The sequence below is a fragment of the Sinomonas halotolerans genome (assembly GCF_039615075.1).
Taxonomy (GTDB): domain Bacteria; phylum Actinomycetota; class Actinomycetes; order Actinomycetales; family Micrococcaceae; genus Sinomonas; species Sinomonas halotolerans.
Genome location: NZ_JBDFRB010000013.1, coordinates 23,294 through 46,946, shown reverse-complemented (window position 1 = coordinate 46,946; position 23,653 = coordinate 23,294). Strand labels below are relative to the sequence as shown.

Sequence of the window (23,653 nt, the reverse complement as noted above, 5' to 3'; positions counted from 1 at the left end):
GTCGGGCTACTGGAGGGTAGCGGTGAGCCGGGCCACGTTGTCCACGTACCGGCTCACGAGGGACCGGCCGCGCCAGGCCACGAGGTCCAGGGGCTCGCTGATCTGGCGGTAGGTGTCCTCCACGGCGCGCATCTGCGCCACGATCCCCGCGCCGGGGAGCATGAGGGAGACCTCCATGTTCAGGGAGAACGAGCGCATGTCCATGTTCGAGGACCCGAGCACGGCCACGTCGTCGTCCACCGTGAAGTGCTTGGAGTGCAGCACGTACGGCTTGGGGTAGCGGTAGATCTTCACGCCCGCGGCCAGGAGCTGCTCGTAGTAGGACTGCTGGGCGTGGTGGACGAGGAACTGGTCGCCCTGCTCGGACACGAACAGCTCCACGTCCACGCCGCGCTGGGCGGCGGTCGTCACGGCGTACAGGAGCGAGTCGTCCGGGACGAAGTAGGGGCTGCAGATGGAGAGCCGGTGCTGGGCAGAGTAGATGAGAGTGTTGAACAGGCGCAGGTTGTTCTCGTTCGCGAACGCCGGCCCGCTCGGAACCACCTGCGCGGGGGCGTCCCCCTCGTGGTCGGCCGGCTCGAGCTGCTCCTCGAGCAGCTGGTCCGTCTCGGAGAGCCAGTCCGTGGCGAAGACCACGTTGAGCGTCGTCACGACCGGCCCCTCGAACCGGCCCATGAGCTCGACCCATTGGCGCCCCACGCGGCGGTGGCGCGGGTTCCGGTAGGAGCGCTCCACGAGGTTGAGGGAACCTGAGAACGCCACCTCGCCGTCCACCACGAGGATCTTGCGGTGGTTGCGCAGGTCCACCCGGCGCCACTGCCCGTGCACCGGAAGGAGCGGGAGCATGCGGCGCCACTGGATCCTCGTGGCCTTGAGCCTCTTCTTGAGGTCCCGGTAGCCGTTGATGCGCAGCGTGCCGAGGTGGTCGAACAGGAGCCGGACCTCCACCCCCCGCTCGGCGGCCTCGGCGAGCGCCGTGAAGAGCTCGTCCGTGGTCTCGTCCCAGCTGACGATGTAGAACTCGGCGTTGACGAACCGCTGGGCCCCGCGCACGGCGTCGGCCATCTCCGCGAGCGCGTCCTCGTACTCGGGGATGAGCCGGACGGTGTTGCCGTTGACCATCGGCAGCGCGCCGAGCCCCCGGTTGAGCTCGGCCGCGGACTGCAGCCACTCGGGCCCCGGGAAGGAGGTCACGACGTCGTGCGACTCCGCAAGCGCCGCGCGCACCCTCGCGTTGACCTGCAGCTGCTGCTCCCGCCGCCGCCGCGAGAGGCGGAAGTTGCCGAAGAGGAGGAAGAGGAGGAGCCCCACGGTGGGGATGAAGAAGATCGCGAGGAGCCACGCCATCGCCGTGGTGGGGCGCCTGTTGCCGGGGATGATGCCGAGCACGGCGATCCGGATCACGAGGTCCACCACCGCGAGGACGAGCGTGACCCAGTCGGGCAGCAGGCCCACGAGCGGGAGCTGGAAGAGCATGGGCTCAGCCTAGGCCCGCCCCGCCCGGTCTAGGCTGTCCCCATGACTTCCACCGTGCTCGTGTTCCTCGACCCTGCGCACCCGGACGGCAGGATCGAGGACGCCTCCAGGCCGCAGCTGTTCGCCACGGACCTCGGGGCAACGCGCGGTGACGGGGTGTTCGAGACGCTCCTCGTGATGGACGGTCACGTGCGCAAGCTCCCCGCGCACCTGCGCCGGCTCGCCTCGAGCGCGCGGCTGCTCGAGCTCGAGGTCCCCGAGCACGAGGCGTGGGAGCGCGCCGTCGTGACGGCCCTGGACGAGTACCAGCGCACGGTGGGGCCGCTGCAGGAGGTGGTGGTCAAGCTCGTCGCGACGCGCGGGGTGGAGGGCGCCCACGCCGCCACGTGCTGGGTCGCGGCGAGCGCGCCCGCGCCCGCGGCGAAGCGGCAGCGCGAGGAGGGGGTCGACGTCGTGCTCCTGGACCGCGGCTACGACTCCGACCTCGGCGAGCGCGCCCCCTGGCTCCTGCTCGGCGCGAAGACGCTCTCCTATGCCGTGAACATGGCCGCGCTGCGCTACGCCCACGCGCACGGCGCCGACGACGTCATCTTCACCTCCTCGGACGGGAAGGTCCTCGAGGGGCCCACGTCCACGGTGCTGGTCGCCCATGCGGAGCGCGCACCCGGGGCGGACGACGCCGGCCAGGTCGCCTTCAAGAGGCTCGTCACCCCGCAGCTGGACTCGGGGATCCTGCCGGGAACCTCGCAGGGCGCGCTGTTCGCCGCGGCGAAGGACGCCGGGTGGGAGCTCGGGTACGGGCCGCTCGAGCCGCAGGACCTCTTCGACGCCGACGCCGTGTGGCTCATCTCCTCGGTGCGGCTGCTCACGCCCGTGAACCGGATCGACGGGAAGCCCGTGGGCACGGACCCCGAGCTCGCGAAGGCGCTCACGGCCGAGCTCGCGGCGCTCTTCGACCGGATCGCATAGGCCGGCGGGGCCCCGCGCGGGCGGGGCCGTCTGCGGCCGGCGCGAAACGCCCGGGACGGGCGACGGCTGGCGCGCCGCGGTGTGCGGCGTCTAGGTTTTCGATATGGAACACCGTGATCGCGATACGCCGCCCCCCGGACTCCCCGCGCTCGACGAGGATGCCCCGCTCGACGAGGGCTACGCGCAGGACGCCCACTACGGGCACAACCAGGACTTCGCCACTCTCCGCGATCCGGCAGAGCATGGGGACAACCCTCCGGGCGAGCCCGGAGAGGCCCACCCCGCGCTCCACACGGGCGCCCTCAAGAGGCCCCGGCGGCACGGCCTCCCGCTCGCGGCTCCGGGCGCGGCGGGGATCCCGGACGACGACGGCCACGAGGACACGGGCTTCGGAGACGCCGACCGCAGCTGATCAGCAGCGAGGGGACGGCGCCCGGCGCTCGGCATGGCCCGGCGCCCGGCGAAGGATCCCCGGAGCGGCCCGCCGGACTAGCTGCGCTCGCGCGGAAGGAGCACGTAGGAGCGGCGGTGGGAGATGAACCCGCTGGGCCAGCTCACGAGCGCGCGCAGCTTCTGCAGGCCGCCGGAGAGCAGCACCACGTGCACGCCGAGCCACGCGAGGAACGCGAGCGGCCCGGTCATGAGCATCCGCTTCCGGCCGATCTCCGCAACGGCCGAGCCCCGCCCCACCATCGCCATGTAGCCCTTGTCCACGTACTTGAAGGGCTCGCGCGGACGGCCCGCGCGGTCGGCGAGGATGTTCCTCGCCGCCCACTTGCCCGCCTGCTGGGCGCACGAGCCGAGCTGCGGGAGCCTGTCGCCGCGGGCGTCGGTCATGTTCGCGGCGTCGCCGAGCACGTACACGCCCTCGAAGCCCGGGACGGTGAGGTCCGGGTCGACGTCCACGCGCCCGCCCCGGCCCTGCGGCAGCCCGGCTGCGGCGATGAGCGGGCTCGCCTTGAGGCCGCCGGCCCAGACCGTGATCCGGGCGGGGATCTCGGTCCCGTCCGCGAGCACCACCTTCTCCCGCGTCACCTCGGAGACGCCCACTCCGAGGTGGACCTGCACGCCCATGCGCTCGAGGTTGCGCTGCGCGTACTCCTTGGACCTGTCCGCGAACGCGTTGAGCACGTTGGGGAGCATGTCCACGAGGTGCGCGTGGCATCGTCCGGCGAGCTCGGGCGAGAAGTAGTCGGGGATGACGTACTTGATCGTCTCCGCGACGGCGCCCGCCGTCTCGACCCCCGTGGGACCGCCGCCGATCACGACGACGTGCAGCTCGCCGTCGTACGCCCCCCGGTCCGCCTCGTCCAGGGCGGCGACGAACGCGGAGCCGAGGTCGACGGCGTCCTCCACGGAGTAGAGCGGGAAGCCGTTCTCCTCGGCGCCGGGAGTGTTGAAGAAGTTCGCCTCCGCTCCGGCCGCGATGACGAGGTGCCCGGCCGAGTAGGTGCCGCCGTCCGCCGTGGTGACGGTCTTGGCCCGGGGGTCGACGCCGGTCACCTCCGCCACGACGACGCGCACCTTCCGCTCGCCCCGGAAGATGTCCCGCAGGGGGCGTGCGACCTCGGAGACCCCGAGCTGCACGGTGGCCGCCTGGTACAGGAGGGGCTGGAACTGGTGGTAGGGGTTCCGGTCGATCAGCAGGACGCGGACGCCCTTGCGCGCGAGCTCCCGCGCGGCGGTCACGCCCGCGAATCCGCCGCCGACCACGATCACGTCGGCGCTGTGGCTGTCGGGGCCGTGGCTGTCGGCGCCGCTGCGGTCCGCGCTGTCCTTGGCCATGCTGTTCTCGTCCACCTGCCGCACCCTACCGGCTGCGCTGCGGCGGGGGAACGGTTGGATCGCCACCCCTTGACGGGACGGTCGGGCAGGCCTAACGTACAACCAAATGGTTGTAGATCAGCAGCTCCGCGAACCAGAGGTCGACCGCATCTTCGGCGCGCTCGCCGACGCGACGCGGCGGGACATCCTCCGCCGCTCGATGCTGCGGGAGCAGTCGGTCTCGGAGCTGGCGGGGAACTACGCCATGAGCTTCGCGGCCGTGCAGAAGCACGTCGCGGTGCTCGAGCGAGCCCTGCTCGTCACCAAGGAGCGGCGCGGGAGGGAGCAGGTGGTGCACTCCAACCCCGAGGCCCTGCGCCGCGCGGCCCGCCTCCTCGACGCCTACGAGGAGCTCTGGCGGGCGCGCATCGACCGGATCGGGGACCTTCTCTCCGGGCCGGGCCCAGAGGCACCACCTCCAGACATGCAAGACAAGGACACCGGGAAGGACACACAGCCATGACCTTCGTCAGCAGCAGCAAGGACACCGAGAACCTCACCCTCACGGTCGTCGCTGAGTTCGCCGCCGGCCGCGAGCGGGTGTGGCAGGTCTGGGAGGACGCGCGCCAGCTCGAGCGCTGGTGGGGCCCGCCCGGGTACCCGGCCACGTTCGTGCGCCACGAGTTCGTCCCCGGCGGCCGCTCGCACTACTACATGACGGGCCCCGACGGCGAGCGCGGCTACGGCTGGTGGGAGGTCACGAGCGTCGAGGCGCCGGACCGCCTCGAGTTCCTGGACGGGTTCGCCAACGAGGACGGCTCCCCCGTGGACCCCGAGGACACGAGCACGACCGTGGTGACCCTCGACGAGGCCGGCAGCACGACCCGCATGACCCTGGTCGCCACCTTCCGCAGCCTCGAGCAGCTCCAGCGGATGGCCGAGATGGGCATGGAGGAGGGCCTCAGGGAGGCCACGGGCCAGATCGACGCGATCCTCGCGGAGCCGGCCCTGAAGTAGCCCCTCGCCCCCAGGAGCACGACGGCGGGTGCCCGCCCGCCGTCGTGCGCCCTCCGCAGACGGGCTCCCTACCTTGTTCCCGGGTCCAAGATGAGGGGCACTTTCCTGTGCCCCGACCCACCAGGGCGGGACCGGCGCCCGCCTACCATGGAGCGGTCACAGTGGCTCCGAGTGAGCCAGGAAGCGCTTCAAGGAAGAGGCAGTGGGCTCCACGATCAAGAGCATCCTCGCGGACCTCCCGCCGGGATGGGCACAGCTCAGGCTGGACGCGGCGGAGGCGGACCGGGACATCGCCCGCGTCCTCGTCGTCGAGGCGGCGGACCTGGCAGGCGTCCCCGGGGCGCACCCCGGCGTCGGCTCCGCGCTCGTGTGCCTCGTCGGCGCGCGGGGGCGCGCCGCCGTCCCGGCCATCGAGCGGGCAGCCCTGGCGGGCCCCGCCGCCGTGGCGGTCAAGGGCGAGGGGGACCAGGCGGCGGAGGCCGAGGACATCTGCCGCGCCCACGGGGTCGGGCTCCTTCTCGTCGCCCCCGAGGCACCGTGGGACCGGATCGTCTCGGCCGCGGCGCGACGGATCAACGGCGCGGAACCGCAGGCCGCGGCGATGGCCCTCCTCGAGGAGGACCTGTTCGCCCTGGCCCAGACGACCGCGAGGATCACCTCGAGCCACGTCGTGATCGAGGACGCCGCCAACCGCGTGCTCGCGTACTCGACCCTGTCGAACAACATCGACGAGCTCCGCAAGGCCTCGATCCTCACCCGGCGCGGGCCGCGGGAGTACGAGCTCATGCTCAAGGACCTCGGCGCGTACCGCGAGATGCACCGGACCCGCGGCGTGGTCCGCGTGCCGGCCCGGCCGGAGCAGGGGCTGCGCGAGCGCGCCGCGATCGCCATCTTCGCCGGGGAGCGCATCATGGGCTACATCTGGCTCCAGGAGACCGGCGCTGGGTTCGGCGAGAACGTCGCCTACGCCCTCACCGGCGCCGCGCGGCGCGCCGCGTCGGAGCTGATCCGGTACCGGAACCAGCAGTCCGTCACGATGCACGCCGACCGCATCGACCGCCTCCTGGCCGGGCCGGCGCAGGCGCTGGCGTGCGCCAAGACCCTCGGCGTGGCGCACGACGCGCCCTCGTGCCTCCTCCTCGTCGGGGTCTCCCCCGCCGACGCCATGGCCGAGGACGCCGAGCTCGTCCACGGCCAGCTCGCGGACCTCGTCGCGCTGCACGCGGCCGCCTTCAAGGGCTCCGCAATCGTCGGACAGCACGGCGGGCGCACCGCGGCTGTCCTCCCGGCCCTCGCCGCGCGCACCGACACCGCCGCGCTGCGCTCCCTCGGGAGCCTCGTGGCCGCCGACGCGAAGAGGCACTTGGGCGTCACGGCGTTCGTCGCCGTCGGCCGGATCGTCCCGAGCCTCACCGCGCTGCACGCCTCCCTCGCCGAGGCCGAGGCCGTCATGGACTCCCTCCTGCGGGGTGCCGGCGCGCAGGTCGCGGCGATCGACGACGTCGAGACGGACGTCCTCCTGCACGAGGCCGTCTCGGCCTTCGCCACCTCGGGCTTCAGGCACCGGGCCCTCACGGACCTCCTCACCGGGGACCCGGAGCTCGCCGGGACGCTGTCCGGGTACTTCGGGGCGTCGGCGGACGTGGCCGCGTGCGCCCGGGCCATGGGCGTGCACCGCAACACCGTCTACTACCGGGTGGCCAAGGCCGAGCGCCTCACGCGCCTGGACTTCGGCAACCCCGCGCACGCTGCCATCGCCCAGCTCCACCTCGGCCTGTGGTCCCGCGGAGCGCTCAGGGGAGGGGGCTCGTGACGGCCACCGCCGTTCCGCCCCGCCCGCGCAGCACGGCGGACCCCGGACGGCCCGGCCTCGGCGCCCTCCTCGAGGACCTCGTGCGTGCGCACCGGCCCACACGCGCCCTCGGCTCCGTCCCCGGGTCCATCCCGCACCTTGCCGAGGTCGACCACACCCGCTTCGGCATCGCGGTGGCCATGGCCTCGGGGGAGGTCTTCGAGGCCGGGGACGCCGCCGTCCCCTTCTCGGTCCAGAGCATCTCCAAGGTCTTCTCCCTCGCCCTCGCGCTCGGGCACGACGGCGGCAGCGGCCTCTGGTCCCGCGTGCACCGCGAGCCCTCCGGCACGGCCTTCAATTCGCTCGTGCAGCTCGAGGCCGAGCGGGGCATCCCCCGGAACCCCTTCATCAATGCCGGCGCTCTCGTCGTCACGGACCACCTCATCGACGCCGTCGGCGATGCGAGCGGCGAGGTGCTCCGGCTCCTGGCCGCCCCCTCGGGCCGGGGCGCAGTCAACGAGGACGCGTTCGCCGCGGAGCTGGCCCGCAGCGGGCGCAACCTCGCCCTCGCGCACCTCCTCGCGGACCTGGGCAACCTGCGGAACCCGGCGGACGCCGTCGTGCACCACTACGTGCGCCAGTGCTCGGTCGAGATGTCCTGCGCCGATGTCGCCCGGGCGGGGCTGTTCCTCGCGGACGACGGCGTGGGGCCGGGCGGGCGGGTCGTCTCGCCCGCGGTCGCGAAGCGGCTCGGCGCCGTCATGCTCACCTGCGGGATGTACGACGCCGCGGGCGAGTTCGCCTACCGGGTCGGGCTGCCGAGCAAGAGCGGCGTGGGCGGCGGGATCCTCGCGATCGTGCCGGGGGTCTGCGCGGTCTGCGTGTGGAGCCCGCGGCTCGACGCGCACGGGAATTCGATCGCCGGGGCCGCGGCCCTCGCGGAGCTCGCAGAGAGGACCGGCTGGTCCATCTTCTGAGGTCCCTCCCTGCCCATCCGCGTATTGCCAATCGTTACTGCGCTCCCATGGCTGGCCCCGGCGCCCCGTGCTACGTTCGACCGAGAGTAACGAGTGCCAGCGCGGAAGCCCTGACTTGCTGGCCGGCAACCCTCCGTGCGGCGGGGTGCCTCAGGTGAGTACTCGGCATTCGATCGTTCGATAGCAAGCCCGAAGGAGCCCGCCATGACTGACACCGCGACCGCTCAGCCCGGCACGGAGCACACCCCGCTCAACGATCCGGCAGCCCCCTCCACGCCCGGCGAGGAGAAGCTCGCGTACCGGCTCCTGACGGGCCCGGACACGCGCGAGTTCTGTGCCCGCATCTCCCAGGCGCTCTCGGAAGGCTACGTCCTGCATGGCTCCCCCGCCGCCACGTTCAACGGCTCCGAGGTGATCGTGGCGCAGGCCGTGATCCTCCCGCACGCGGTCGCGCGCGCGGACGCCGCCGTGGCCTCCGCGGTCGAGGGCCTCGAGTACGAGGGCGAGGGCCACGCATGAGCTACGCGGGCGACCTCACGCCGGAGCAGGCGTGGCAGCGCCTCAAGGACGGGGCCGTGCTCGTGGACGTGCGCACCGAGGAGGAATGGGCCCACATCGGCATCCCGGACACGCATTCCGTGGACAACGACCCCCTCTTCATCCCGTGGGTGTTCGCCGGCGGGATCCCCAACCCTGACTTCCTCATGGAGCTCCAGCTCCAGGCCCCCGAGCCGGGTTCCACGGACCTCATCTTCCTGTGCCGCTCCGGGGCCCGTTCCGCCGCGGCCGCCGAGGTCGCGGCCAACCTCGGGTTCACCGCCTACAACCTCCTCGAGGGCTTCGAGGGCCACCCCGGCCCGGACGGCCGGAGGACTGTGAACGGGTGGAAGAACCGCGGGCTGCCCACCAATCTGGGCCAGGAGTAGGCACGGGGCCGCAGGCCCCTGAGCAAGACCACGAGCAGGACAGTCAGGATCAAGTGAACTTCAGCATCGACGCCGCCGGCTGGGGGCAGGACACCCAGGCCGTGCGCGGAGGGCTCCTCCGCACCGATTTCCACGAGACCTCCGAGGCGGTGTTCCTCAACTCCGGGTTCGTCTACGAGTCCGCGGAGGCCGCCGAACGCGCCTTCACCGGCGAGGACGAGCGCTTCGTCTACTCCCGGTACGGCAATCCGTCCGTCGCGACCTTCCAGGAGCGGCTGCGCCTCATCGAGGGCGCCGAGGCGTGCTTCGCCACCGCCTCCGGGATGTCCGCCGTGTTCACGGCCCTCGCCGCGCTGCTCGCCGCCGGCGACCGGGTGGTCGCGGCGCGGAGCCTGTTCGGCTCGTGCTTCGTGATCCTAAACGAGATCCTGCCGCGCTGGGGCGTGGAGACCGTGTTCGTCGACGGGCCGGACCTGGACCAGTGGGCCGAGGCGCTCTCGGTCCCTACCACGGCGGTGTTCTTCGAGTCCCCGTCCAACCCGATGCAGGAGATCGTGGACATCCGCGCGGTCGCGGACCTGGCCCATGCGGCGGGTGCGACGGTCGTCGTCGACAATGTCTTCGCCACCCCGCTGCTGCAGAAGAGCCTCGACTTCGGCGCGGACGTGGTCGTGTACTCGGGCACCAAGCACATCGACGGGCAGGGGCGCGTCCTCGGCGGCGCCGTGCTCGGGCCCAAGGAGTTCATCGACGGGCCGGTCAAGCAGCTCATGCGCCACACGGGCCCGGCGCTCTCGGCGTTCAACGCGTGGGTCCTCACGAAGGGCCTCGAGACGATGGGGCTGCGGGTCCGGCACGCATCCGCCTCCGCACTCGCGATCGCGGAATGGCTCGAAGCGCAGCCGGGGATCCGGTGGGTCAAGTATCCGCTCCTGCCCTCGCACCCTCAGTTCGAGCTCGCGCGCAAGCAGATGGGCGCCGGCGGCACGGTGCTCACGTTCGAGCTCGAGGCCCCCGAGGGCCACGGCAAGGACGCCGCGTTCCGCCTGCTCAACGGCCTGCGCGTCATCGACATCTCGAACAACCTCGGCGACTCCAAGTCCCTCATCACCCACCCCGCCACGACCACGCACCGCGCCATGGGGCCGGAGGGCCGGGCCGCGATCGGCCTGGGCGACGGCGTGGTGCGGCTTTCGGTGGGCCTCGAGGACGTGGGCGACCTCATCGCGGACCTGGGACGCGCGCTCCCGGTGGCAGGCTGAGCCAGGTGCACCGCTTCGGGATCACGCTCACCACCCCGCTGCCGCCCGCCGAGGCCTGGGACCGGGTCCTCGACCTGAGGGCCCACGGCCGGGTCGCCCCGCTGACCCGCCTCACCGAGGGCGCCGACGGGGCCCGCGATCTCCGGCCCGGGCACCGGTTCGTGGCGCGCACAGCCGTAGGTCCCGTCGGGTTCGACGATGTCATGACCGTCGCCGAGGTCGCTCCCCCTGCCAGCGGCGCGCCCGGGCGGGCCCGGATCGTGAAGAGCGGGCAGGTGATCCGGGGCGAGGTCCGGCTCACCGTTTCGGCGCACGACGGCGGCTCGTCCGTCCGCTGGGAGCAGGACTTCGCCCTCGGCCGGCTCGGCGGCCCCCTCGGGCGGCTCGCTGCTGCCGCCGCGCGGCTCGCCTACGGACGGGCGCTCCGCGCCCTCCTCCGCTGACCCGTCCCCTCCCCCCCACCCCGTTGCGGGGTCCCGTCCCCTCGATTGCGGGGTCCCGTCCCCTCGATTGCGGGGTCCCGTCCCCTCGATTGCGGGGTCCCGTCCCCTCGATTGAGGGGTCCCGTCCCCGAGGAGGGGCCAACGTCGTGGACGCGGCACGCACGGAATCAATCACGGGGCGGATTGCGGCGACCGGACTTGGTCTCGCTGCGCCGCTTCTTGGCCTCGAGGCGCCTGGCCTGGGAACCGCGCGTCGGGCGAGTCGGCCGGCGGACTGGCCCGGGCGGCAGGAGCGCTTCGGAGAGGAGTGCGACCAGCCGCTCGCGGACTGATTGCCGGTTGCGCAGCTGTGATCGCTCTCCCGACGCCACGAGACTTACTCGTCCTCCGACGAGGCGGCCGGCGAGGGCCTTGAGAACCCGCTCGCGCTGGACATCGGTGAAGGCCGTGCTCGCGCCCGGGTCGAAGAGCAGCTCGACGCGGCTGTCCGTCGTGTTGACGCCCTGGCCTCCGGGACCACTCGAGCGGCTGAACCGCTCTACAAGCTCCGCTGCGGGGATCAGCACGCCTCGCGGCGCTCCGGGCGACGGTGGAAGGCGCAGGTCTCCGCCGGGCTCGTTCATCTTCCCATTCTGACGGGCAGGCCGCTTCTCAAGGTGACCCCGCATCGCTGGGAAATGACCCCGCGTCGCAGGAAGGTGACCCCGGGTCAGGCGCTGGGGTCCCAGCCTCCGTCGTGGGACTGGGTCGCCTCGACCGCGGCGGCCACGACGGCGGCCAGCGCCTCGCCGCCCACGGCCGCCTCACGCTGCTCGCGCTCCCCGGTCCCGCGCGCCATGAGCTGCTCGACCGCCCGGGTGGCGGACGGGAGCTCGCCCGACTCGCGCAGCACCTCGGCGACGTGCGCGAGGAGGTCCCCCACGGCGTCGTGCGCGGGAACCGGGACCTGCTTCACGGGATGGACCAGACCCCCGTTGAGCCCGGACCGGCTGGCCCGCCACGCCGCGAGTCGCAGGAGCGCGGCCGGAGTGCCGAGCGGCGGGCGGCCCTCGGCGGCCTCCCGCGCAGCGGTCTCCACGAGCCCCCGGACGAGCACGGCCAGCAGGGCAGAGTCGGCGGCACGCAGCGGCACGTCCGCCACCCGCACCTCGACGGTGGGGTGGTGCCTGGAGAGCCGGGCGTCGAAGTAGATCATGCCCTCGTCCAGGATGGACCCGGTCTGCACCATGTCCGCCACGAGCCCGTGGTACTGCTCCGGCGTGCCGAACAGCTCCTGCGGCCCCGAGGTGGGCCAGCGGTTCCACGCCTGGGTGCGGAAGCTCGCGTAGCCCGTGTTGGACCCGTGCCAGAACGGCGAGTTGGCGCTCAGCGCCACGAGCACGGGCAGCCACTCGCGGATCCGGTCCAGGACGGCCACGCCCTCGGCGTCGCTCTCCACGGCCACGTGCACGTGGAGCCCGCACGTGAGCTGCTCCTGGGAGGTGATGCGGAAGTCCTCCGCCATGGCCGCGAAGCGCGGTCCCGGGCTCAGGTGCGAGGCGGCGCTCAGCGGGGACGTGGCGAGGGCCGCGATGCGGGCGCCCACCTGCCGGGCGGCGCGGTCCACGCTCGTGCGGGCCCGGTAGAGCTGCCCGAGGAGCTCGGGCTGGGTGAGGGACGGCTCGGTCTGGATCTCCACCTGCTCGAGCTTGAACTCCCGCTCCATGTCCCGCGGGCGGCCCGCCACAGCGAGGACGCGCTCCGCGAGCGGGAGCGGTTCACCGCTTTCGGGGTCCACAATGAGCAGTTCCTCTTCGACCCCGAATGTCCGCATGGCGCCATTCTGCCACCCCCTACTGTGGTGGCATGGACACCGTTCCCTGGCTGCTCGTGGTGGACCTCACGGGGGTCTTCGCCTTCGCCGTGTCCGGCTGCCTCGCGGCCGCGCAGAAGCACTTCGACATCGTGGGGTCCGTGCTGCTGGGCTCCCTCACCGGGATCGGCGGCGGTGTGATCCGGGACGTGATCCTGGGCCGCCTGCCGCTCGCGTTCGCCGAGCCCGTGTACATGGCCCCGCCGGTCCTCGCGGCGGCCGTGGTGTTCTTCCTCATGCCTGCCGTGCAGCGGCTCCGGCGGGTGCTCCTGACGTTCGACGCCGCCGGGCTGGCACTCTTCTGCGTCACCGGCACGCTCACGGCGCTGAGTGTGGGGGTGCACCCGGTCTCGGCCGCCCTGCTGGGCACCACGACCGCGATCGGCGGCGGGGTGCTCCGCGACACCGTGGCGAACGTGCGCCCGCAGCTGTTCAACCGGCATGACATCTACGCGCTCCCCGCCATGGCCGGCGCGGCGGCCGTGGCGCTGCTGTGGTCCGCCGGGGTGTACTCGGCGGGCGCCGGGGCCGCGGTGGTGCTCGGCGTGTTCGTGCTGCGCGTGCTCGCGCTGCGCTTCCGCTGGCGCGTCCCCCTCGCCGCGGCGGGGACCGACCACACCGAGCCCTCCCCTGCGGGGTGAGCGGCCGGCGTCGTGCGCCGGCTGGGTGGCGCGCGCCTCGGCCGGGGGGACGACGCCGGGCACCCGCCCGGGTGCCTCAGCCCGCCGGGGCGGGGGCCGGCTCGTGGTGCGGCTCGGTGACGGAGATGCGACGCCGCGCCGGGACGTGGGCGTGGATCGCCTCGAGGGCCTGGTCCGCGCCCTTGAGGATGGTGAGCGGGACCTCGATGACGTCCCCGGTGAGGCCGATGACGCGCAGCAGCTCGATGGCCGGGTCCGAGGTGTCGTGCTCGAGGCCCACGACGTCGTCCCACGCGAGGGAGCGCGGCGTGGCGCCGTCGGTGATTGCCAGGCCGGCCTTCCCGACCGTGAGGCGGAGCCCGCGGGGAGCGCCGGCCAGCCGCGCGATGAGCTTGGCCGGGTGCGCCTGGCCGCTCACCTCGGGGCCCTGGGCAGGGGCCAGGACGGTGGCGAGGAGGCCCGGCTGGCCCGGCTCGGGCTCGTGCGGGTACGCCGCGCCGGGGACGCCGACGAGCAGGGTCGAGTCCAGCCGGGAGAGGTACGCGGCGATGTCCTGGGGCGTGACGGCGCGGAGGGCCTCGGCCGCCTTCTCGAGGGGCAGGTGCGGGCGCCCGCTCAGGGCGTCCACGGCCGCGGTCTCGAGCTCGGCGGCGAGCCCCTCGGGGTCCTCGAGCTGGTCCAGGGCGTCCTGCACAGCGGCCTCGAGGTCCTCGGCCGCCACGCCGCCGTCGCGGATGCTCCGCAGGACGGCGAGCACGCCCGCCCCCGCCTCGCGGACCGAGGCCGGCGCGGTCCGCACGGTGACTACGCAGAGGCCGGACCCCGGCTGGAGGGCGAGCCCCGCGTCCGTCCCATAGACCACCCCGGCGTCCCGGCGCAGCTCGCGGAAGCACCGCCGCTCGAGCGCCTTGAGCGCCACGCGCGCCACGGCCTCGAGGGCGTCGTCGTCCCCCGGGACCTCGAACGAGAGGACGAGCTCCTCGCCGCCGGAGGGGTACTCGGCGGGCGCGGCGTGGACCACGGGGCCGAACGTCGGCACCGCGCGCCGGGTCCCCGAGGGCAGGGGGAGCGTGAGCCCGGCCGGCGGCTCCCCGGTGAGGACCAGGACGGCGTTCTGGGCCGTGAAGCGCGTGCGCGCCCATTCGTGGACCTCGTCCTCGCCGATGTTCTGCACCATGGGAGCGGGGATGCCCGCGAGCCCCGGCCCCCGCAGCCCATAGCGTGTTCCGAGCGCCTCCCCGATCGACGGGGAGGGCAGGGCGGCCGCGTTCCCCTCGGCGGCGAGGATCCGCTTCTCGTGCTCGATCCGGGCCGCCGGGAGCGTGCCGTCCGCGAGCGCGCTGAGGGAACGGCAGATCGAGGCGAGGTGCGCGGCGACCTTCTCGGGGCTCCCGCCCACATCGAAGCGCGTGGTCTGCACGCCCGTGCTGCCGTCCGTGTCCGGATCCAGGTCCTCCGCCTCGGAGAAGGCGAGATGCTCCACGAGGTGGGAGAGGCCGAGCGTGTGGAACTCCTCGTCCACGGCGCCCACGCGGAACACGAGGCTCGCGCGCAGGCGGCCCGGAGACTCGCGCCAGTGGACCTCGACGCCGTCGACCTCGGTGATGGTGGGGGCAGTGCTCATTGCCGTCTTCCTGCTGGTAGGGGCGGCCGGTGGGAGCCCTCCGGGCCCGCCGCGGACGCGGTGAGACGAATCTAGCGGCCGCGGCAGGCCGCGCCCCGCAGGCGGCCGTGTCAGGTCGGCGGCGAGGCCCGGCCGTGCGCGGGCTGGGCCAGCGTGGCGCACGACGCCGGTCACCCGCCCGGGTCCCTCAGCCCGCCGCCCGTCCTAGTCTGCTGCAGGCGGCGGCTGGGCTGGGCCCGCCTCGTCCGCCGGGTCCGGGGCCGCGGTCTTCGGGTAGACGTCCTCGGGGTTGATGATCCGCTCGTCGAGGGAGGGCGGCTCGAAGAACACCGGGAGCGCCTCCCCCTCGGCGTCGCGGCCAGTTCCACACCGACCCTCCCGGCGATGCGTCCCGGTGCGCGTATTTGCGGAAGTTCCGCAGGAGGTGCCCTCGAGCGGTCCGCTCGGCTGGCCGCGGAGGCGCGCGAGGCTCGTCTCGAGGCCCTGGCCGGTCGAGGACGCGCCCCGGTAGGCCACGTTCATGCGGTACCGGGCGCGGGACGGCTGCCAGAGGTCCTGCGTGAGGAGGAAGATGAGCTCCTGGAGGTCGCCCGCCTCGACCTCTTCAGCCGAGCCCTCGCCGCGCCCGTCGTCCCCGCTGCGCTCCCGGACCGCCACGGGCTCAGCCCATCGAGGCCAGCAGCTCGGCGCATGCACGCTCGCACCGCCGGCATGCCTCGGCGCAGAGGCGGCAGTGCTCGTGGTGGTCGGCGTGCTGCTCGCATTCGACGGCGCACGAGGCACAGGCGATCCGGCAGGCCTCGACGGCGATGCGGACCATGCGCAGGTCCTCGCCGCTGTGGCGGGAGAGGAGGTTGCCGGTGGCCGAGCACACGTCCGCGCAGTCCAGGTCGATGCGGACGCACCGTGCCAGCTCGGCGACCGCATCCTCCGCGAGGCATGCGTCGGCGCAGGCGGTGCATGCCTGAGCGCTCTCGAAGCATGCGCGGATGCAGGCGGCAAGCTTCTCCCGGTCCAGCCCGGGAGTTCCGCCCCTCTCGGGATGGGCCCCGATCATGTCCTCGATCTGATGCGTCATGCTGCAGCTCCTTTGCCGTCCGTCCTTGCCAAGCGGTGCAGGAAGGTCTTACCCCCCCGCGCTGCACGACAACCGGATTTCGCCAACAGGACAGCCCCCGTTCACCCAACTTCCCCACCACCGTCACGCACAGCCATTGCGATGGCTTCTGATGGAAAGTGAGGGATTCTGATGGGAACCGATTTGCCGCTGATCCGCAGGGAGCGGCTGCGCAGCGTCATCGACGCCGCCGGATCGATCTCGGTGCGCGAGGCGATGGACCTGCTCGAGGTCTCCGAGATGACCGTCCGACGGGACCTCGCGCTGCTCGCCGGGGACGGGCAGGTGGAGCTCACGCGAGGCGGGGCGGCGGCGGTGGGGCGGCTGGCCCCTGACGCGGACTTCGCCCAGCGGGTGGACCGCAATGTGGCCCCGAAGCGCCGGCTCGCCCAGCGCGCCCTCGCCGAGGTCGAGGATGACGACGTGCTGTTCGTCAGCGGCGGCACCACGTGCCTCGAACTGGCCAGGCAGCTGCGCGGGACGCGCCGCTGCACCGTGGTGACCAACTCCCTGCCGGTCGTGGCCGAGCTCGCCGCCGACCCCGCCATCCAGGTCATGGCCGTGGGCGGATGGGCCGGCCCGGACAACGACATGACCGGGAACCTCGCAGAACGCACCATCCGCGGCATGAGGGCCGGCAAGGCCTTCATCGGCGCCACGGGGATCGTCCCCGCCGGCGTCTTCAACGCCAATGCGGGCAGGGCCGCCGTGGACATCGAGATGGCCGCGAACGCGCTCGCCACCTACGTCCTCGCCGACTCCTCGAAGGTCGGGCAGGTGGCCCTCGTGAAGGTGGCCGGCCTCGGCGACCTCGCTGCAGTCGTCAGCGACACCGCGCCCCCGGCCGAGGCCCGCGGGTGGTTCGCCGACGCCGGCGTCCCCGTGCTGTGGCCCGAGGAGGAGACGGCATGACGGAAGTCCACGCGATCCTCAGGGCCGCGAAAGCCGCGGCGCGGGCCGCCGCGCCGATCGCCCTGCGCGGCTGGGGGCAGGCCCCCGGCCAGGCGAAGGGCGGACGGCACGACCTCGTCACGGAGTTCGACGTCGCCTCGCAGGACATCATCAGCGGAGTCCTCCTCTCGGCCTTCCCGGAGAGCTCGGTGATCGGCGAGGAGGAGCCCGTGGCCCCCACGAGCGGGCTGGACTGGCACGTGGACCCGATCGACGGCACCACCAACTTCGTCTCGGGCCTGCCCCTGTGGTGCATCTCGATCGGCGCCTCGCTGGACGGCGAGCTCGTGGCCGGCGTGGTGTACGACCCGGTGCGGGACGAGATGTTCACTGCGACGCGCACCGAGGCCCGGCTCAACGGCGCGCCGATCCGGGCCGGGGGAAGCCAGCATGCCGCGGGCGCCGTCGTCGCGTGCGACTGGCCGGACCCACGGATTCCGCTGTGGGGCGCCGACGAGGTCAGGGCCCGCGAGGCCTATGACCGCATGCTCTCCTCCTTCCTCGCGGTCCGGCGGATCGGAAGCGGCGCGCTCGGCCTCGCCTACGTTGCGGCCGGCCGGCTCGACGCCGCGGTGGGCATCCTCTCCAACTCGTGGGATGTCGCGGCGGGCAGGCTCCTTCTCGAGGCGGCCGGCGGCCGCTTCCACCCCTTCGGCCCCGCCACCGAGCACCCGGTGGGCTGGGCCAGCGAGCGCTACGTGGCCTCGACCGCGCAGCTCGACCTGAAAGCCACTCCCCTCTCCGACCTCATGGAGCTCCTATGACCGCCCAGACAGCCACTCCCTGGCCGTCCCGCCGGGACCTCGGCCGGCCCGCCCTGATCGCCCACCGCGGCGAGACCCTCCTCGAGCCCGAGAACACCATCCCGGCGTTCGAGGCGGCCGTCGCCGCCGGCGCGGACCTCATCGAGATCGACGTGAAGCTCAGCCGCGACGGCGTCCCGGTGGTCTTCCACGATGACAGCCTGGCGCGGATGGCCGGCGGCCTCGCCGGGACCACGCGGGACCTGGACGCGGAGGCACTCGCCGCCGTCGCCTCCTGCCACCCGGACACGGGCAGGACGGCGCCCATCCCCACCCTTGTCGAGGTGCTCGCGTGGGCCAGGGGCCGGGTGCCCCTGCTCGTGGAGCTCAAGACCCACCCGCTGCTGGACCCGCAGGCCGCCCGCGCGGTGGGCGAGGCGGTCCGCGGGGCCGAGGGCATCCTCGTCTACTCGAGCGACCACGCGGTGGTGGCGGAGGTGGCCGCGGCCGCGCAGGGCATTCCCCACGGGCTCATCCTCAACGAGAACACCCCGTTCCTCGGCGCCATCCTGGACGATTCCCGCCCCGCCCTGCTCAGCCAGGCCATCGCCGTGCTGACGCCCTCCGCAGTCAGCGCCGCGCACGCCCGCGGCACTGCGGTGTCCACCGAGGTGCGCTCGCCCGAGGACATCGGGCTCGTGCGCCGCTTGGGGGCAGACGCCGTGGTGAACACCAAGTACCCGTTCGCGCACCTCGTGGAGTGGGTCGCCTCGACGGAGTGGGGGGAGCACTGATGCAGCTCGCCTTCCCCCTGGCCGGCGGGCCGTGGATCTCGGCGCACCGCGGCAGCACGGACACCGCTGGGGAGAACACGCTCAAGGCCTTCGCGGCCGCCGTCGCCAACGGTGCCCAGATGGTCGAGCTCGACCTCCACCCGTGCCTCGACGGCAGCCTTGTGGTGGTCCACGACGTCACGCTGGGCCGCACGACGACGGGCACCGGCCCTGTCGCCGAGGCCTCGCCCGAGCACTGCGCGCAGCTCGGCCTGCCGACCCTCGAGGACGTCCTGGACTGGAGCCGCGGACGGGCGGTCCTGAACCTGGACACCCGCAACTACCCCGGGGTCCCCGGCTAAGACCGTGACGCCACGGCCCAGCGGATCGCCGACGCGCTCGAGGCCACGGGAACGGTGGCCGGCGCGGTGGTCCAGTGCCTCGACCACACGCTCGCGGCGGAGGTGCGAAGGCGCTGCCCCGAGGCGACCACGGGCATCACGCTGCACGGACGCGCCCTGGATCCGGTCGGCGTCGCACGCTCCGCGGGGGCGCGCCTCATCAGCGGCGACGCCTCCTTCACCGTGCGCCAGGACGTCGAGGCGCTGCACGCCGCCGGGATCGGCTGGATGGTGGCGGAGGAGCTGCGGCTGCCCGGCGCGGCCGAGACCCCGGAGGCCCTCGCCGCGAGCGTGCGCAGGCTGCTCGGGGCCGGCACGGACATCATCGTGACCGACGACGTCGCGGCCTGCCGCGCGCGGGTGGGCGGGCTCTGATGGCACAGCACGAAGCGACGGCCGAACGCGCCTCAACTGCCCAGGCCGCGGAGGCTTCCGTCCACGCCCCGAAGCGGCCGCGCCCCTCCAAGGGCCAGGGCGCACGGAAGGCCCGGCGCGGGCGCCACGACCTCGTGGCCTACGCCTACGTGGCGCCGGCGACGGTCCTGCTGCTCGTCTTCGGCGTGCTCCCCCTCGCCGTGAGCCTGTGGATCAGCCTCTGGAAGTGGGGGATCTTCCCCGAGCGGTTCATCGGGATGGCGAACTACCAGGAGATCCTCGAGAGCGGGCTCGTGGTGGTGGACGCGGCGGGGAACACGCAGGCCGGCCCCGTGGGGCAGGCGCTCGCCAACACCCTCTACTACGTCGCGTTGACCCTGCTCGGCACGATCGGGCCCTCCTTCCTCGTGGCCTACCTGCTCTTCCGGATCCGGACCCTGCGCGACGTCCTGCAGACGGTGTACTTCATGCCGTTCGCGACCACCGCCGTCGCGGCCGCCCTCGTCTTCGCGTGGATCTTCAACTCCCACTTCGGGATCGCGAACGGCGTGCTCACCGCGCTCGGGCTGCCCGAGCAGCAGTGGCTCCTGGACCCGACGCCGGTGGGCCGGCCGCTCGCGGACGCCCTCACCGGCGGCCACGCCGAGCGGATCCCGACCGCGCTGCAGGGCCCGAGCCTCGCACTGTGCGTGGTGATCCTGTTCAACGTCTGGAACGTCCTGGGCTTCGCCGTGGCGATCTACCTCTCGGGCCTCGCCGGGATGCCCGCAGAGTTGCTGGACGCCGCAGAGGTGGACGGCGCCTCGAGCCTGCAGCGGTTCCGCCACATCGTGGTCCCGCTCATGCGGCCCACCACGCTCTTCCTGACCATCTACCTGACCGTCTCCGCCTTCAAGGCCTTCACCCCGGTCTTCGCCCTCACGCAGGGCGGGGACGGGCAGAGGGAGGCCGGCGGCCCGCTCGGAAGCACCAACATGCTCACCATCGAGATCTTCAACAACTTCTACCAGCGCTCCGACCGGGTGGGCTACGCCTGCGCGGTGGCCGTGATCCTCCTGATCGCGGTGGGCGCCCTCTCCGCCCTCCAGTTCCGCGTCTTCAGGGAGCGGCCATGAGCGCCCGCCCCTCCGCGAGGCAGCTGCTGCCCCTCGCCATCCTCATCCCGGGCGCGCTCATCATGCTGTTCCCCTTCGTGTGGATGGTCCTGTCCTCGCTCAAGACCGTCCAGGAGACCACCCAGCTCCCCCAGCCGTTCTTCCCCGGCTCGCCCGAGTTCGGGAACTACGTCGAGGCCTGGCTGAAGCCGGCGGGCACGTTCGGCCACTACTACCTCAACTCGGTGCTGCTGGCCGTGGGAGGCACGGCCGTCCGGGTGGCCCTCTCCATCCTGGCCGCGTACGCCTTCGCCATGATGCGGTTCCCGGGGAAGCGGATCCTGTTCGCCCTGTTCCTGCTCACGGCCATGGTGCCGGGCGAGGTCACGCTCATCCCGAACTTCATCACCATCCGGCACCTGCCCCTCCTGGGCGGCAACGACCTCTGGGGCACCGGCGGGCACGGGCTCTACAACTCGTTCGCCGGGATGATCCTGCCGACCGCCGTGGACGCGTTCAGCGTCTTCCTCCTGAGGCAGGCGTTCCTCGCCATCCCCGGGGACTACTGGGAGGCGGCCTCCCTGGACGGCTGCTCGCGGTGGGGGTTCCTCACCCGCATCGCGCTGCCCATGATCTCCCCTGCGGTGGGCGTGGTGGCCGTGCTCTCCGCGTTCGAGTACTGGAACTCGCTCCTGTGGCCCCTCGTGGTCACGGACAGCGACGCGATCCGGCCCGTGCAGGTCGGGATCCTCGCCCTCCAGGGCGAGTTCGACCAGAACCCCAACCTCGTCATGGCCGCGGCCGCGCTCAGCGTGCTGCCCGTGATCGCCCTCTACCTCATCGTCCAGCGCCAGTTCCGCGAGTCCGTGACCTTCAGCGGCCTGCGCGGCTGAGCATCCCCCTCGACCACCCCCTGTTCACCGTTCACCACCCACCAAGGAGAAAGCCATGTTCCGCAAGATCGTCTCTGCTGCCTTCGTTCTGGGGGTCGCCGTCACGGCGACCTCGTGCGCGGGGCTCGCGCCCCAGTCCTCGGACGGCGGCTCCCCCCGCGCCATCCCCACCGCCACGCCGGAGGGGGTGACCATCTCCTTCTGGGACCGCTACTGCGATGACGGCGTCAAGAAGGTGGTCAGCGACTTCAACGAGGCCTACAAGGGCAAGGTCGAGGTGGAGCACGTGTGCGTCTCGGGCGGCGAGAGCAACCTCGCGGCCAAGATCCAGGCCGCGGCCGTGGGCGGAGGCCTCCCGAATGTGAGCGCGCTGTCCGAGCAGAACATCGTCCAGTACGCGAACGACGGGCTCGTGGTCCCGCTCGACCCCTACCTCGAGGACCAGGCGTGGGGCCTCAAGGACGAGGAGCGCAAGGACCTCACGGAGAGCGCCATCGCCCGCACCGAGCTCCCGGTCTACGGCGGCAAGACCATGTCCTGGCCCTTCGGCAACACCGCGAACGCCCTCTACGTGAACACGGACCTGCTCAAGGCCGCCGGGATCAAGGAAGCCCCCTCCACGTGGGACGAGTTCTACGCTGCCGCGGCGAAGATCAAGAAGGCCACCGGCAAGCCCGGATGGGCCATGGCCCCCTCGGACGGCGCCAACCTCATCGACGCCGTGTGGTCCTCCGGCACCCCGTGGATCGACGGGAACGGCAAGGTGCTCCTGGGCGACGCCGCGACGGCGGACGTGCTCAAGGGCTGGAAGGACCTCAGCGCGAGCGGTTCCGCGACCGTCTCCGAGAGCTACCGCGACCTCTTCCTGAGCGGCAACGCGGGCATGGTCTTCTCGAGCACCGGGTTCGTGGGCAAGTGGACCTCCACCGCGAAGTCGGCGTGGGAGGTCGCCCCCTTCCCGCACGCTGAGGGCAAGGAGCCGCTCACGGAGATGTTCGGCTCGGCCTCGGTGGTCTTCAAGTCCACGCCCGAGGAGGAGCTCGCGAGCTGGCTCTTCGCCAAGTACGCGGCCTCCGCGCAGGCCCAGGCCACCATGTGCCCGGAGCAGGGCTGCCTCCCCGCCACGGCCTCGAGCCTCGAGCTGCCGGAGATCAAGGCGCTCATCGCCGAGGCGCCGCAGTACCGCACGGCCCTCGAGGAGATCGCGCCCACCGCGCAGCTCCTGCCGCAGGACGCCGCACTCGCCGAGGTCCGCGGCAAGGTCTCGGGCGACGTGCTCACGCGCGTCCTGAACGGCTCGGTCACGCCCGAGCAGGGCGCCCAGGAGCTCGGCAAGCGGGCCACGGCCGCGGTCGAGGCCGCCAAGTAGGAACACCCAGCAGGAACGCCGGGCAGGAAGGCCTGGCAGGAAAGCCGGGCAGAAAAGCACAGGCCCAGGGCCCATCCCCACGGGGTGGGCCTTGGGCCCTTCCGGTCCTTGGGCCGTCCGGCCTGTGGGCCGCTCCTACAGCGCCACGGTGCGGAACCCGCAGTTCCCGCTCGAGGAGTCCGGCGTGTTGGATGTCCTGGCGGCGACCCGGTACCGGTTGCAGTACGACTCGTGGCACAGGTACGAGCCCCCGCGCATCACGCGCCCGGCACCGATCGTGGGCCCCTGGGGGTTCTCGGCGGGCGAGGTGCGGTAGTAGCCGGGCAGGAACCAGTCCGCGCACCACTCCCAGACGTTGCCGGCCATCTCGTGCAGCCCGTAGCCGTTCGGCGCGAAGGCGCGGACCGGCGCGGGGCCGAGGTGGCCGTCGTCCTGCGTGTTGTACGTCGGGAAGGTGCCCTGCCAGATGTTGCAGCGGTGCTCGCCGCCGGGGGTGAGCTCGTCCCCCCACGCATAGCGCTTCCCCTCGAGGCCGCCGCGGGCTGCGTACTCCCACTCGGCCTCGGTGGGCAGTCGGCGGCCGGCCCAGCGGCAGTAGGCCAGGGCGTCGTGGTGGGACACATGCACCACGGGGTGGTCGGGGAGGTCCTCCCAGCGCGAATCCGCCCCGGCCGGGTGCGCCCAGTCGGCACCGCGGACGTTGAGCCACCACGGCACCCCGGCGGCGCGGCCCAGCACGTCCTGCTCCGGCGCGTCCACGAGCAGGTGGAACACCGCCGAGCTTCCGTACACCTCGGCCTCCGTGCGGTACCCCGTCGCCTCCGCGAAGGCCGCGAACATGCGGTTCGTCACCGCCGTGGCGTCCATGCGGAATGCGTCCAGCCGCACCTGGTGGACGGGCACCTCCCCGTCTCCGGGGTAGCCCTCGCCGAACGCGTCCCCCATCGCGAATCCGCCGGCAGGGATGAGGACGTCCTCGTGCAGCGGGGCGGGCAGGGTGGGGCGCACGACGGCGGGGATCACCCCGTGCGCGCCGGCAGGCGGAGCGCTGTCCCCACCGGGGTGGGGCTGGGCCGGCCTCACGGCGGAACCGGCCCGGCTCTCGCGCGGCCCGGCCGCGCAGCACGCGGCAGGGCCCCCTTCAGCGTTGTGCGTCATGCTCCTCCTGATGGCTGGGGGCCTTCGTGCCTGGGG

27 protein-coding genes and 1 riboswitch are annotated in these 23,653 nt (G+C 72.9%); of the genes, 19 read left to right on the top strand and 8 right to left on the bottom strand.

The annotated features are described in order from the left end of the window. Positions 1 to 6 precede the first annotated feature (6 nt). On the bottom strand, positions 7 to 1,476 hold the full coding sequence (gene cls, locus ABCQ75_RS13145) for a cardiolipin synthase (protein ID WP_345885874.1): 1,470 nt from the start codon (positions 1,474 to 1,476) through the stop codon (positions 7 to 9). A 42-nt stretch (positions 1,477 to 1,518) separates the two neighbouring features. On the opposite strand from cls, the gene ABCQ75_RS13140 reads away from it, so the two are divergent. Together ABCQ75_RS13140 and ABCQ75_RS13135 are read left to right on the top strand one after the other, a co-directional pair. Further along, complete coding sequence (locus ABCQ75_RS13140) at positions 1,519 to 2,445, top strand: aminodeoxychorismate lyase (protein ID WP_345885872.1); 927 nt, start codon at positions 1,519 to 1,521, stop codon at positions 2,443 to 2,445. A 103-nt stretch (positions 2,446 to 2,548) separates the two neighbouring features. Continuing rightward, positions 2,549 to 2,857 carry a hypothetical protein gene (locus ABCQ75_RS13135; RefSeq protein WP_345885870.1) on the top strand — a complete coding sequence of 103 codons (309 nt, stop codon included), beginning with the start codon at positions 2,549 to 2,551 and terminating at the stop codon, positions 2,855 to 2,857. Positions 2,858 to 2,934: 77 nt separating this feature from the next. Here the strand turns inward: ABCQ75_RS13135 and ABCQ75_RS13130 are convergent, their stop codons facing one another. Next, a complete protein-coding gene (locus ABCQ75_RS13130) occupies positions 2,935 to 4,230 on the bottom strand; it encodes an NAD(P)/FAD-dependent oxidoreductase (protein ID WP_427916102.1) in 1,296 nt (431 codons plus the stop codon). Between the two features lie 106 nt (positions 4,231 to 4,336). Here ABCQ75_RS13130 and ABCQ75_RS13125 point away from each other — a divergent pair, with 106 nt between their 5' ends. From ABCQ75_RS13125 to ABCQ75_RS13090, 8 genes are all read left to right on the top strand, one after another. Continuing rightward, positions 4,337 to 4,732 (top strand): ArsR/SmtB family transcription factor, encoded by a 396-nt coding sequence (locus tag ABCQ75_RS13125; RefSeq protein ID WP_345885866.1) that lies wholly within the window; start codon positions 4,337 to 4,339, stop codon positions 4,730 to 4,732. Further along, entirely contained in the window at positions 4,729 to 5,226 is a 498-nt protein-coding gene (locus ABCQ75_RS13120; RefSeq protein ID WP_345885864.1) for an SRPBCC family protein, read from the top strand. The genes ABCQ75_RS13125 and ABCQ75_RS13120 overlap by 4 nt, the downstream gene beginning before the upstream one ends. A 202-nt stretch (positions 5,227 to 5,428) precedes the next feature. Next, positions 5,429 to 7,039 (top strand): PucR family transcriptional regulator, encoded by a 1,611-nt coding sequence (locus ABCQ75_RS13115; RefSeq protein ID WP_345885862.1) that lies wholly within the window; start codon positions 5,429 to 5,431, stop codon positions 7,037 to 7,039. Beyond that, on the top strand, positions 7,036 to 7,995 hold the full coding sequence (locus ABCQ75_RS13110) for a glutaminase (RefSeq protein WP_345885860.1): 960 nt from the start codon (positions 7,036 to 7,038) through the stop codon (positions 7,993 to 7,995). Before ABCQ75_RS13115 ends, ABCQ75_RS13110 begins: the two co-directional genes overlap by 4 nt. A gap of 85 nt (positions 7,996 to 8,080) precedes the next feature. Next, positions 8,081 to 8,191, top strand: a riboswitch (SAM riboswitch). Between the two features lie 8 nt (positions 8,192 to 8,199). Then, entirely contained in the window at positions 8,200 to 8,514 is a 315-nt protein-coding gene (locus tag ABCQ75_RS13105; protein WP_345885859.1) for a DUF1737 domain-containing protein, read from the top strand. Then, complete coding sequence (locus ABCQ75_RS13100) at positions 8,511 to 8,921, top strand: rhodanese-like domain-containing protein (RefSeq protein ID WP_345885857.1); 411 nt, start codon at positions 8,511 to 8,513, stop codon at positions 8,919 to 8,921. The genes ABCQ75_RS13105 and ABCQ75_RS13100 overlap by 4 nt, the downstream gene beginning before the upstream one ends. Positions 8,922 to 8,974: 53 nt before the next feature. After that, complete coding sequence (locus ABCQ75_RS13095) at positions 8,975 to 10,183, top strand: O-succinylhomoserine sulfhydrylase (protein WP_345885855.1); 1,209 nt, start codon at positions 8,975 to 8,977, stop codon at positions 10,181 to 10,183. A gap of 5 nt (positions 10,184 to 10,188) precedes the next feature. After that, positions 10,189 to 10,626: an SRPBCC family protein gene (locus ABCQ75_RS13090; RefSeq protein WP_345885853.1), complete on the top strand. Its 438-nt coding sequence runs from the start codon at positions 10,189 to 10,191 to the stop codon at positions 10,624 to 10,626. Between the two features lie 167 nt (positions 10,627 to 10,793). Here the strand turns inward: ABCQ75_RS13090 and arfB are convergent, their stop codons facing one another. Continuing rightward, the gene (gene arfB, locus ABCQ75_RS13085) at positions 10,794 to 11,249 is read right to left on the bottom strand and encodes an alternative ribosome rescue aminoacyl-tRNA hydrolase ArfB (RefSeq protein WP_345885851.1); all 456 of its coding nucleotides are present in this window, start codon (positions 11,247 to 11,249) and stop codon (positions 10,794 to 10,796) included. Between the two features lie 86 nt (positions 11,250 to 11,335). Next, positions 11,336 to 12,439, bottom strand: coding sequence for a glutamate--cysteine ligase (locus ABCQ75_RS13080; protein WP_345885849.1), 1,104 nt, complete (start codon positions 12,437 to 12,439; stop codon positions 11,336 to 11,338). A 32-nt stretch (positions 12,440 to 12,471) separates the two neighbouring features. Between ABCQ75_RS13080 and ABCQ75_RS13075 the strand changes: the two genes are divergently transcribed. After that, on the top strand, positions 12,472 to 13,119 hold the full coding sequence (locus ABCQ75_RS13075) for a trimeric intracellular cation channel family protein (RefSeq protein WP_345885847.1): 648 nt from the start codon (positions 12,472 to 12,474) through the stop codon (positions 13,117 to 13,119). A 76-nt stretch (positions 13,120 to 13,195) separates the two neighbouring features. Here ABCQ75_RS13075 and ABCQ75_RS13070 read toward each other — a convergent pair whose 3' ends face one another. The 3 genes from ABCQ75_RS13070 to ABCQ75_RS13060 form a co-directional block, all read right to left on the bottom strand. Then, a complete protein-coding gene (locus tag ABCQ75_RS13070) occupies positions 13,196 to 14,743 on the bottom strand; it encodes a M16 family metallopeptidase (RefSeq protein ID WP_345885845.1) in 1,548 nt (515 codons plus the stop codon). A 204-nt stretch (positions 14,744 to 14,947) separates the two neighbouring features. Further along, positions 14,948 to 15,400 carry a hypothetical protein gene (locus ABCQ75_RS13065; protein ID WP_345885844.1) on the bottom strand — a complete coding sequence of 151 codons (453 nt, stop codon included), beginning with the start codon at positions 15,398 to 15,400 and terminating at the stop codon, positions 14,948 to 14,950. A gap of 4 nt (positions 15,401 to 15,404) precedes the next feature. Continuing rightward, a complete protein-coding gene (locus tag ABCQ75_RS13060) occupies positions 15,405 to 15,821 on the bottom strand; it encodes a four-helix bundle copper-binding protein (RefSeq protein WP_345885843.1) in 417 nt (138 codons plus the stop codon). 171 nt (positions 15,822 to 15,992) lie between these two features. On the opposite strand from ABCQ75_RS13060, the gene ABCQ75_RS13055 reads away from it, so the two are divergent. The 8 genes from ABCQ75_RS13055 to ABCQ75_RS13020 are packed head-to-tail and all read left to right on the top strand — an operon-like array spanning position 15,993 to position 22,459. Continuing rightward, positions 15,993 to 16,772: a DeoR/GlpR family DNA-binding transcription regulator gene (locus ABCQ75_RS13055; protein WP_345885841.1), complete on the top strand. Its 780-nt coding sequence runs from the start codon at positions 15,993 to 15,995 to the stop codon at positions 16,770 to 16,772. Next, positions 16,769 to 17,575: an inositol monophosphatase family protein gene (locus ABCQ75_RS13050; RefSeq protein WP_345885839.1), complete on the top strand. Its 807-nt coding sequence runs from the start codon at positions 16,769 to 16,771 to the stop codon at positions 17,573 to 17,575. The genes ABCQ75_RS13055 and ABCQ75_RS13050 overlap by 4 nt, the downstream gene beginning before the upstream one ends. After that, positions 17,572 to 18,348, top strand: coding sequence for a glycerophosphodiester phosphodiesterase (locus tag ABCQ75_RS13045; protein ID WP_345885837.1), 777 nt, complete (start codon positions 17,572 to 17,574; stop codon positions 18,346 to 18,348). The genes ABCQ75_RS13050 and ABCQ75_RS13045 overlap by 4 nt, the downstream gene beginning before the upstream one ends. Beyond that, positions 18,348 to 18,689: a glycerophosphodiester phosphodiesterase family protein gene (locus ABCQ75_RS13040; protein WP_345885836.1), complete on the top strand. Its 342-nt coding sequence runs from the start codon at positions 18,348 to 18,350 to the stop codon at positions 18,687 to 18,689. The genes ABCQ75_RS13045 and ABCQ75_RS13040 overlap by 1 nt, the downstream gene beginning before the upstream one ends. Before the next feature lie 54 nt (positions 18,690 to 18,743). Next, the gene (locus tag ABCQ75_RS13035) at positions 18,744 to 19,103 is read left to right on the top strand and encodes a hypothetical protein (protein WP_345885834.1); all 360 of its coding nucleotides are present in this window, start codon (positions 18,744 to 18,746) and stop codon (positions 19,101 to 19,103) included. Further along, positions 19,103 to 20,218, top strand: coding sequence for a carbohydrate ABC transporter permease (locus tag ABCQ75_RS13030; protein ID WP_345885832.1), 1,116 nt, complete (start codon positions 19,103 to 19,105; stop codon positions 20,216 to 20,218). The genes ABCQ75_RS13035 and ABCQ75_RS13030 overlap by 1 nt, the downstream gene beginning before the upstream one ends. Beyond that, entirely contained in the window at positions 20,215 to 21,090 is an 876-nt protein-coding gene (locus ABCQ75_RS13025; RefSeq protein ID WP_345885830.1) for a carbohydrate ABC transporter permease, read from the top strand. Before ABCQ75_RS13030 ends, ABCQ75_RS13025 begins: the two co-directional genes overlap by 4 nt. 55 nt (positions 21,091 to 21,145) lie before the next feature. Further along, positions 21,146 to 22,459: an ABC transporter substrate-binding protein gene (locus ABCQ75_RS13020; RefSeq protein WP_345885828.1), complete on the top strand. Its 1,314-nt coding sequence runs from the start codon at positions 21,146 to 21,148 to the stop codon at positions 22,457 to 22,459. A gap of 135 nt (positions 22,460 to 22,594) precedes the next feature. Here the strand turns inward: ABCQ75_RS13020 and ABCQ75_RS13015 are convergent, their stop codons facing one another. Beyond that, the gene (locus ABCQ75_RS13015; protein ID WP_345885826.1) at positions 22,595 to 23,617 is read right to left on the bottom strand and encodes a formylglycine-generating enzyme family protein; all 1,023 of its coding nucleotides are present in this window, start codon (positions 23,615 to 23,617) and stop codon (positions 22,595 to 22,597) included. Positions 23,618 to 23,653: the final 36 nt, after the last annotated feature.

Bases quoted from the DNA above. Each gene is read 5' to 3' on its own strand.
- cls (WP_345885874.1), bottom strand. From the start codon at position 1,476: ATGCTCTTCCAGCTCCCGCTCGTGGGCCTGCTGCCCGACTGGGTCACG.
- ABCQ75_RS13140 (WP_345885872.1), top strand. From the start codon at position 1,519: ATGACTTCCACCGTGCTCGTGTTCCTCGACCCTGCGCACCCGGACGGC.
- ABCQ75_RS13135 (WP_345885870.1), top strand. From the start codon at position 2,549: ATGGAACACCGTGATCGCGATACGCCGCCCCCCGGACTCCCCGCGCTC.
- ABCQ75_RS13130 (WP_427916102.1), bottom strand. From the start codon at position 4,230: ATGGCCAAGGACAGCGCGGACCGCAGCGGCGCCGACAGCCACGGCCCC.
- ABCQ75_RS13125 (WP_345885866.1), top strand. From the start codon at position 4,337: ATGGTTGTAGATCAGCAGCTCCGCGAACCAGAGGTCGACCGCATCTTC.
- ABCQ75_RS13120 (WP_345885864.1), top strand. From the start codon at position 4,729: ATGACCTTCGTCAGCAGCAGCAAGGACACCGAGAACCTCACCCTCACG.
- ABCQ75_RS13105 (WP_345885859.1), top strand. From the start codon at position 8,200: ATGACTGACACCGCGACCGCTCAGCCCGGCACGGAGCACACCCCGCTC.
- ABCQ75_RS13100 (WP_345885857.1), top strand. From the start codon at position 8,511: ATGAGCTACGCGGGCGACCTCACGCCGGAGCAGGCGTGGCAGCGCCTC.
- arfB (WP_345885851.1), bottom strand. From the start codon at position 11,249: ATGAACGAGCCCGGCGGAGACCTGCGCCTTCCACCGTCGCCCGGAGCG.
- ABCQ75_RS13080 (WP_345885849.1), bottom strand. From the start codon at position 12,439: ATGCGGACATTCGGGGTCGAAGAGGAACTGCTCATTGTGGACCCCGAA.
- ABCQ75_RS13075 (WP_345885847.1), top strand. From the start codon at position 12,472: ATGGACACCGTTCCCTGGCTGCTCGTGGTGGACCTCACGGGGGTCTTC.
- ABCQ75_RS13070 (WP_345885845.1), bottom strand. From the start codon at position 14,743: ATGAGCACTGCCCCCACCATCACCGAGGTCGACGGCGTCGAGGTCCAC.
- ABCQ75_RS13060 (WP_345885843.1), bottom strand. From the start codon at position 15,821: ATGACGCATCAGATCGAGGACATGATCGGGGCCCATCCCGAGAGGGGC.
- ABCQ75_RS13055 (WP_345885841.1), top strand. From the start codon at position 15,993: ATGGGAACCGATTTGCCGCTGATCCGCAGGGAGCGGCTGCGCAGCGTC.
- ABCQ75_RS13050 (WP_345885839.1), top strand. From the start codon at position 16,769: ATGACGGAAGTCCACGCGATCCTCAGGGCCGCGAAAGCCGCGGCGCGG.
- ABCQ75_RS13045 (WP_345885837.1), top strand. From the start codon at position 17,572: ATGACCGCCCAGACAGCCACTCCCTGGCCGTCCCGCCGGGACCTCGGC.
- ABCQ75_RS13040 (WP_345885836.1), top strand. From the start codon at position 18,348: ATGCAGCTCGCCTTCCCCCTGGCCGGCGGGCCGTGGATCTCGGCGCAC.
- ABCQ75_RS13030 (WP_345885832.1), top strand. From the start codon at position 19,103: ATGGCACAGCACGAAGCGACGGCCGAACGCGCCTCAACTGCCCAGGCC.
- ABCQ75_RS13025 (WP_345885830.1), top strand. From the start codon at position 20,215: ATGAGCGCCCGCCCCTCCGCGAGGCAGCTGCTGCCCCTCGCCATCCTC.
- ABCQ75_RS13020 (WP_345885828.1), top strand. From the start codon at position 21,146: ATGTTCCGCAAGATCGTCTCTGCTGCCTTCGTTCTGGGGGTCGCCGTC.
- ABCQ75_RS13015 (WP_345885826.1), bottom strand. From the start codon at position 23,617: ATGACGCACAACGCTGAAGGGGGCCCTGCCGCGTGCTGCGCGGCCGGG.